Below are 7,051 nucleotides of genomic sequence, written 5' to 3' on the forward strand. Positions count from 1 at the left end.
ACAGCGCCTTCGAAACGTGATGGGCTATCCTTAATGGGTAGCCCATACGAACTTCGAATGGAGGTCTTTTCATGCAGTTAAGCGATCCTGCGCTGTTTAAACAGCACGCATTTATCAACGGCATCTGGCTTTCCGCCGCAAGCCAAAAAACTCTCGACGTCACCAATCCCGCCACCGGCGAACGGCTCGGTCAGGTCCCCGATATGGACGAAAACGACACGCTGCTGGCGGTGGAGGCGGCGAAGCTCGCTCTGGTCGGCTGGCGGGCGCTGCCGGCCCAAAAGCGGGCCGCCCTGCTGCGCGACTGGTTCGAATTGATGCTGGCGCACAGTAAAGATCTCGCCATGCTGATGACGCTGGAACAGGGAAAGCCGCTGGCCGAAGCCGAAGGAGAAATCCGCTACGCCGCGTCGTTTATTGAATGGTTTGCCGAGCAGGCCAAGCGCACCAACGGCGAAATAATCCCTTCCCCCTCTGCGGACCGCCGCCTGATGGTGATTAAGCAGCCGGTCGGCGTATGCGCCGCCATTACGCCGTGGAACTTCCCGTCCGCCATGATTACCCGCAAGGCCGCGCCTGCTCTGGCGGCGGGCTGCACCATGGTTATCCGCCCCGCCACCGAGACGCCCTTTTCGGCGCTGGCAATGGCAGAGCTGGCCTCCCGCGCCGGCATCCCTGCGGGCGTCATCAACGTCATCACCGGGCGCTCCGGCCCCATCGGCGGCGTGCTGACTACCCATCCGGAGGTGCGCAAGCTGACGTTTACCGGCTCGACGGAGGTCGGAAGGATTTTGATGCGCCAGTGCGCCGACAGCGTGAAAAAGCTCTCCCTTGAGCTTGGCGGCAACGCGCCGTTTATCGTGTTTGACGACGCGGACCTCGACGCCGCCGTTGAGGGCGCCATCGCCGCCAAGTTTCGCAACGGCGGGCAAACCTGCGTATGCGCCAACCGCTTTTACATCCAGCGCGGCATCTACCCGCAGTTTACCGGGCGCTTCACCCAGCGGGTGCGCGAGCTTAAGGTGGGGAATGGGCTGGAGGAAGGCATAGACATCGGCCCGCTGATTAACGCCGACGCGGTGAAAAAGGTGAACGAGCTGGTGGAAGACGCCGTAGCCCGCGGCGCCCACGTGCTGACAGGTAATACGCCCCACCCATTGGGCGGCAACTTTATGACGCCCACCGTGCTTGGCAACGTCCGCCACGGCTCGCGCGCGCTGGATGAAGAGATCTTCGGCCCCGTCGCCCCGCTGGTGGTGTTCGACGACGAAGAGGAGGCCATCCGGCTGGCCAACGACACCATTTACGGCCTGGCCGCCTACTTCTACAGCCAGAACGCCGCCCGCCTCTGGCGCGTGGGCGAAGCGCTGGAGTACGGCATGGTCGGCATCAACACCGGGCTTATCTCCAACGAAGTCGCCCCGTTCGGCGGCGTTAAGCAGTCCGGCCTCGGCCGCGAAGGCTCCACGCACGGCATCGATGAGTATTTGGAGATGAAGTATTTGTGTCAGGGGTTTTGAATAGGGTCTGACAGCAGTTCATAAATTAACGCTTTGGTCGTCGGCAGCCTACGCGCTGGCGGCCGTATTATTTTCTCAGCGCTATTACATTGGCTATTCCCACTCCTATTTCAGGCAAAAATATTTATAAAGCCTTTTTCTATCACTGCCTTTTCCAGCAAACATTGAGCAATAAGGAAACGGCGCCAACTTACTCATCCTCGTACATATAAAAAGCAAAAATAACACATTGGATACGATTTTCCATAAAAATTAGAAAGTTACCATTGCGCCATATTATTCCATTTAATATTATGCAACCCGTTTATTAATAGAAAACAAATTAATGGAAAACGTTTTCGGATGGATACCCGCTCCCTCGCTACATTTGCGCGCTGCGCTTTACCTTTTTTGATTGTTTCTTTCTCTTGGCCAGCGCTATCCGCACCGCTGCCCATGACGGACACCAATACGCAGGAACTCTTGCGTCAGCAGGAACGCGAGCGCCAGCTGAGAGAGCAGCTCGACAAACAGCCGGACGTGCGAACTGAACTCCCCGAAGCTGACGGCCAAGACGCAACGTTGCCGATAAACGAATCCCCCTGTTTTCGCATCGACAACGTTGCGCTTATCGGCGATGCAGCTGACCGTTTCCAATGGGCGCTATCCGCAGCAAACCGGGGCCAAGACGTTGTTGAAGGCCGCTGCTTAGGTTCTCAAGGAATTAATCTTGTCATGCGGCGCATTCAAAACGCGATTATCGCCAAAGGGTTTGTCACTACCCGAATTTTCGCAGGCCCGCAGGATTTGACGCAGGGCGCGTTGACGCTCACGGTCGTCCCCGGCCGCATCCGTGAAATTCGCTATGCCGACGGCAGCGACGGGCAAACGCTTACGCTTTTGACGGCGCTGCCCGCGCGTGCGGGCGACATTCTTAACCTGCGCGACGTCGAGCAGGGGCTGGAAAACCTAAAGCGCGTACCGACCGCAGAAGCCGATATTCAGATAGAGCCGACGGACAACGCGGGAGAAAGCGACCTGACGATCGTACGCAAGCAGCAGCTACCGCTGCGCGTATCGCTGTCGATGGACGACTCCGGCAGCAAAAGCACGGGGAAATATCAGGGCGCCTTTTCACTCTCCGTAGACAACCCGCTGCGTATGAACGACCTGTTTTACGTCAGCGCCGGACACAGCCTGTTTGGCGACAGCAACCCACGCGACGGTCAGAAAGGTACCGAGAACTATAACGTCTACTACTCTATTCCCTACGGATACTGGCAGCTCAGCGTTTCAGCCAGCCAGTACGACTATCATCAAACCGTCCCTGGCTACCAAAGCGACTATAAATACAGCGGTAAAAGCAAAAACGCCGATGCCAGGCTCTCACGCATCCTCTATCGCGACGGCTCGCGCAAAACTACCGCCAGCGTGCGCGGCTGGATGCAGGAGTCAAAAAACTTTATCGATGACGCTGAGGTGGAAATCCAGCGACGCCGTACCGCAGGCTGGGAACTGGGCCTGAATCATCGGGAGTTTATCGGCAGCGCCATCGTTGATGCCAACGTGTCGTGGCGCCAAGGCACCGGCGCGTTTAACGCCATTACGGCTCCGGAAGAAGAGTTCGGCGAAGGCACCTCACGCCCGCGCATTCTTAACGCCGATCTGCAATACAACCAGCCGTTTAGCCTCGGGCCGCTGAACCTGCGTTACAGCAACCAGTGGCGGGCGCAGTGGAACCAGACGGCCTTAGTCCCGAATGACCGTTTTTCCATCGGCAACCGCTATACCGTGCGCGGCTTTGACGGCGAGTACACGCTCGCCGGCGAGCGCGGCTGGTTTGTGCGCAACGACTTAGGGCTGGCGCTAGGGCAGTACAACCAGGAGCTTTACGTCGGTATGGACTACGGCGAAGTGGACGGCCCGTCAACCGAATGGATTATTGGCCGCCATCTAGCCGGGGCGGTTGTGGGCCTGCGCGGCGGCCACGGGCCATTCAGCTATGACCTGTTTACCGGCTGGCCGGTGAGTAAACCGGACGGCATGCCGGTTTCCAACGTCACCTACGGCTTCAATGCCAACCTGTCGTTTTAAGGGGAGCCGATGATGAAACAGGATATCAACGTCATTGCGCCTGCGCTGACCGGTAAGCCGGTTGACGAGGCGTTCATCCTTGGCAGCGCCGTCTGGCTATGGATGCACTCACCGCTACATCGGGAAACCCCGCTGCTGGCGCTGCAGGACGTCCTGCTGCCCGCCATTAAGCACCGCCAGTTCGTCATGGCGTTCGAAAACAACAGGCCGGTGTTTTATCTAAGCTGGGCAAAATTGAACGAAGCCACTGAATCCCGCTATTTGCAAAAAGACGTAATGCACTTGGCTACCTCCGAATGGGACAGCGGCGAGCGGCTGTGGTTTATTGACTGGATTGCTCCGTTCGGCCACACCCGCGCCATGAACAACTGGGTTCGCAGTCGGCTATTTGCGGGTAACTTTTGCGCCCGCAGTGTCTATCACCGACAGCACAAGCCGCACGGCAAATCTATTCAACAATTTCGGGGAGTGGCCGTACCGCTCGCTGTCGCAACGCACTGGTTTGACAGCCATCCCGTCAGTTTCGGTCTACAAAAAACGTTGAGCGAAGGAACGCAATCATGAACAAAGGCATGTATCGGCTGGTATTTAACAAAGCGCGCGGCGAATTAATGGCCGTGGCCGAATTCGTTACCGGGCATCAGAACGGCGCTACGCCGAGACCATCGTCGCCGAAGGCAAATAGCGTGACCGTTGGGCTGCGCCCTCTCGCCTTTAGCCTGCTGTGCGCGCTTAATCTGGTATGGGTTTCCCCCGTTCAGGCGCAAAGCCACATCGTCGCTGACCCGAGCGCCCCGCGAAATCAACAGGCGCAAGTGCTGCCTGCGGGCAATAACCCGAATATCCCGGTTATTAACATCCAGACCCCGAACGGCAAGGGCGTTAGCCGTAACACCTACAGCCGATTCGACGTCGGCCCTGACGGCGCGGTGCTCAACAACGCCCGCACGAATCAGGACAGCCAGTCGCAGTTGGCGGGCTATGTAGGTGCCAACCCGAACCTGGCCGGCGGCAACGCGCGCGTTATCCTCAACGAAGTCAACGCCCGCGATCCATCACAGCTGCGCGGCTATATTGACGTAGCCGGGCAGAAAGCGCAGGTGATCGTTGCCAACCCGGCGGGCATCACCTGCGACGGCTGCGGCTTTATCAACGCCAACCGCGCCACGCTTACCACGGGTACGCCGCAGTTTGACCAAAGCGGCAATCTGACCGGTTATCAGGTCAACAATGGCAAAATCATCGTCGGCGGCCAGGGTATGGACGCCAGCCGAGCGGACCACACCGATGTGATTGCCCGCGCCGTCGAAGTGAACGCCGGGCTGTGGGCCAATGAATTAACCGTAACCACCGGCGCAAACCGCGTCGACGCCGACAATACCGCACAGGCCGAACGGCGCACCGCCAGCGGCGATAAGCCGCAGTTCGCGCTGGACGTTTCTTCACTTGGCGGCATGTACGCCGGCAAGATCACCATGACCGGCACAGAACAGGGCGTGGGAGTGCGCAACGCGGGACATATTGGAGCCTCGGTCGGAGAAGTCGTTATTACTGCCGACGGTCGACTGGAAAACAGCGGCACGCTCAACGCGGTGGGCAATACCCATATCGCCGTTAGCGGCGATGCAGTGAACACCGGCGTTGTGTATGGCAAGGAAAACGTTACGCTCCGCAGTCAGTCTCTGAACAACGGCGGCCAGCTTGCCGCAGCGCGTGACATTACCGTACAGACCAACGGCAATGTCACCAACCGTAATGACGCCGCAATCACGGCGGGCAGTCAGTTAAGTATCAACGCCGACGGCCTCGCTAACGATGGCGCGATTAGCGCGCAAAGCGATGTCGCCGTCACTGCCAAACGGCGCATCAACAACACAGGGCGCGTCAGCAGCGGTGGACGCGCCACCATCAAGGCCCAGCAGCTTGATAACGCTGGCACCGTTTACAGCATCGGTTCCGGCAACTACAGCGTTGATATTTTCAGCAACAGCAGCACGTTTGCTAGTGGCACTGACCTGAGCATAACGGGTATCAGCCAACAACATAGCGGCTTGACCGTGGCCGGATTACAGGCTGACGGTAATCTGGGAAACAGCGGCTTTCTGGATCTGAGCGCCAGCCAGCGCATTACTGCCCCCGGCCAGCTCTATGCCAGTGGCGATATGCGCCTACTTTCGCCGGAGCTGCAATTGAACGGCGGCACGCTTGCCGCCAACGGCAATGCGGCACTCACAACGACACGGCTCAACACCCAAAACGCCCGCTTAAGCAGCGGCGGCAGCCTTTCCGTCAGCGCTGAACTCATTGATAACCGAGCCGGGCAGTGGCAAAGCGGCGGTGAAACAACGATTATCGCAGTCCAATTCGACAACCGAGACGGCAAAATACGCGCGGGAACGGACTATCGGTTGACCAGCGCCGGCAGCCTGGACAACCGCAGCGGCCTGATTAGCGGCAACGGTGCCGTCAGCCTCAATGACGTCAGCACCAGCAAGACCTTCGCGATTGAAAACGCCGCAGGCACCCTGATTGCCGGGCAACAGTTGGACGTTAATGCGCACGCCTTCACCGGCAGCGGCCAGCTGTTAAGCCTTGGCGAATTACGCCTACAGCTCGATACCTCCCTGGATTTTGACGGCGAACTGACGGCTAACGGCGACGCCGCTCTGCTGATTGGCGGCAACCTGACCAACAGCGGCCAGATCCAGACCGGGCAACATCTGAGCCTGAGCGCAGCCAATCTCGACAACCGCGTCAGCGGCGAAATCGCCGCCGGTCACACCGACATCACTACTGCTAGCTTAACCAACCGCGGGTTGATTGACGGCAGCCTGACGAGGCTTAACGTCACCACGCTCAATAACTTCGGCACCGGCAAAATTTATGGCGACAACCTGCTGATTAACGCCGGTACTCTGAACAATTTCGAGGAAGGCAGCGACACTGCCGTTATTGCCGCCCGTGACACCCTGCTGATTGGCGCAGGCGAGATTAACAACCGCTGGCACAGCCTGATATACAGCGGCGGCGATATGGGGATTGGCGGCCACGTTGATGAAAACGGCCAACTGACCGGTCGCGCGGCATTGATTGACAACGCCAGCGCCACTATCGAAAGCCTGGGCAACATGCAGCTGTCTGTAGCGCGCGAAATCTTTTGATACCGATTTAGATTTTATTTGATACCGAACGCGAGTCGTGTGTTTAAAAACATTTGATACTAAAATGGGAATAGAAATCAAAAAAAAACGAGGGAGTAGTCCCTCGTTTGTCGTTGGTTGAAATTCAGCCAGCAATTGGGGGTGTAGGCCACTCAATGTTAGGTGCTTTCGATGTATCTACCCGGTTGAGAAGAACACGATATTTACGCCACTCGGTATACAGTGCTGATTCTTCGTCTGTCGCCATATCAAGATTTACGGCGTCTTTCAAGCGCTCGATTTCAACGTCAGCATTAC

5 protein-coding genes are annotated in these 7,051 nt (G+C 57.9%); 4 read left to right on the forward strand and 1 reads right to left on the reverse strand.

The genetic code is table 11. The annotated features are described in order from the left end of the window. Window positions 1-71: 71 nt before the first annotated feature. The 4 genes from G544_RS0113710 to G544_RS0113725 all read left to right on the forward strand — a co-directional run bounded on the left by G544_RS0113710 (window position 72) and on the right by G544_RS0113725 (window position 6,754). On the forward strand, window positions 72-1,520 hold the full coding sequence (locus tag G544_RS0113710) for an NAD-dependent succinate-semialdehyde dehydrogenase (RefSeq protein WP_027275132.1): 1,449 nt from the start codon (window positions 72-74) through the stop codon (window positions 1,518-1,520). A 435-nt stretch (window positions 1,521-1,955) separates the two neighbouring features. Next, the gene (locus G544_RS0113715; RefSeq protein ID WP_036024149.1) at window positions 1,956-3,593 is read left to right on the forward strand and encodes a ShlB/FhaC/HecB family hemolysin secretion/activation protein; all 1,638 of its coding nucleotides are present in this window, start codon (window positions 1,956-1,958) and stop codon (window positions 3,591-3,593) included. A gap of 9 nt (window positions 3,594-3,602) precedes the next feature. Continuing rightward, window positions 3,603-4,157, forward strand: a complete 555-nt coding sequence (locus G544_RS0113720; protein WP_027275134.1) for a toxin-activating lysine-acyltransferase — start codon at window positions 3,603-3,605, stop codon at window positions 4,155-4,157. After that, entirely contained in the window at window positions 4,154-6,754 is a 2,601-nt protein-coding gene (locus G544_RS0113725; RefSeq protein ID WP_027275135.1) for a two-partner secretion domain-containing protein, read from the forward strand. Before G544_RS0113720 ends, G544_RS0113725 begins: the two co-directional genes overlap by 4 nt. A 124-nt stretch (window positions 6,755-6,878) precedes the next feature. Here G544_RS0113725 and G544_RS21780 read toward each other — a convergent pair. Next, on the reverse strand, window positions 6,879-7,051 hold a 173-nt coding region (locus tag G544_RS21780), incomplete at its 5' end, for a tail fiber assembly protein (protein ID WP_147654621.1).

It is taken from the genome of Leminorella grimontii ATCC 33999 = DSM 5078 (assembly GCF_000439085.1).
GTDB classification, from domain to species: Bacteria; Pseudomonadota; Gammaproteobacteria; order Enterobacterales; family Enterobacteriaceae; genus Leminorella; species Leminorella grimontii.